Origin of the sequence: Mesorhizobium sp. M1C.F.Ca.ET.210.01.1.1, assembly GCF_004791585.1 — a bacterium.
In the GTDB taxonomy this organism is placed as follows: domain Bacteria; phylum Pseudomonadota; class Alphaproteobacteria; order Rhizobiales; family Rhizobiaceae; genus Mesorhizobium.
The window spans coordinates 1-1067 of the sequence record NZ_SRUU01000094.1 but is presented as its reverse complement, the minus strand read 5'-3'; the positions used below and the strand labels follow the sequence as shown (position 1 = coordinate 1067).

At 63.4% G+C, this 1067-nt stretch carries 1 protein-coding gene and 1 pseudogene; both read left to right on the top strand.

The genetic code is table 11. The features are described from left to right. Nucleotides 1-31: 31 nt before the first annotated feature. Nucleotides 32-124, top strand: a pseudogene (locus tag EN853_RS35040) (hypothetical protein); the annotation flags it as partial. A gap of 62 nt (nucleotides 125-186) precedes the next feature. Further along, nucleotides 187-1062 (top strand): ISAs1 family transposase, encoded by an 876-nt coding sequence (locus EN853_RS33060; protein ID WP_245517514.1) that lies wholly within the window; start codon nucleotides 187-189, stop codon nucleotides 1060-1062. Nucleotides 1063-1067 lie beyond the last annotated feature (5 nt).

Here is a 1067-nt window from a genome sequence, read left to right as displayed (position 1 = left end):
CATTTCCAGCCTTGAGAGCTATTTCGGTGCGGTGCCCGATCCGCGCGCTGGCAACGCCACGCATCGGCTTGGCGATTTGATCGTAATGATGATCGCTGCGAGCCTGTGCGGAGCGAGCAACGCGACGGAGTTCTCGTTGTTCGCGCAGGAGCGCAAGCAGGCGCTGTCGCGGTTGATGAGTATGAAGTGGCGCCCAGCCACGACACGTTCTCGCGGCTCTTGCGGCTGCTTGATCCAGAGGCGTTCGGTCGGGCCTTCGCCGCCTTTGCCGCGGGCTTTGCGCGAGCCTGCCAAGAAGTGGTCTCGCTCGACGGCAAGGCGCTGCGGCGGGCCTATGAGAAGGGTCTTGCGGCCAGTCCGCCCCTGACGGTGTCGGCCTTTGCCGCCGAGACGCGGCTGTGCCTGGCGGCGGTGTCGCCGCGCGACGGAGACAATGAGGTCGAGGCAGCCCTCAAGGTCGTCGAACTCATTGATCTTACTGGCACAATGGTCACGACCGATGCGCTCCACTGTCACACGCGCATGGCACAGGCCATCACCGAACGCGGCGGCGACTACCTGCTCGCGCTCAAGGGAAACCGTCGGCATTGGGTTGCTCACGCCAAGCAGCGACTGACCGAGGTCACCCCCGCCGTCGCCGAGCGGACCGAAACCAGCCATGGCCGCAATGAATGGCGGCAGGCCGAGGTCGTAGCTGCGGTCGAGCCGCTGATGCCCGGCCATAAAGCCTTCATTCGCATCACCAGCCAGCGCGACCAGACCAAGCCGCTGGTTCGCCTGTTCATGGCCTCGACACTACTGTCGCCGCAGCAAGCGCTCGACCTCTCAAGGGCTCATTGGCTGATCGAGAACGGGCTGCATTGGGTGCTCGACGTTCATCTGGGCGAGGATCAATCCCGCGCCCGCAAGGACAATGCCCCTGCCAACACCGCGATGCTCAACCGCATCGCCAAAAACATCCTTCAGGCCGCCGATGCTGACAAAGTCCCCATCAGCCACCGCATTAAGAAATGTGCCTGGAATGACGACTACCTCATCCAGGCGCTGACCCATATGCGATAGCCCTG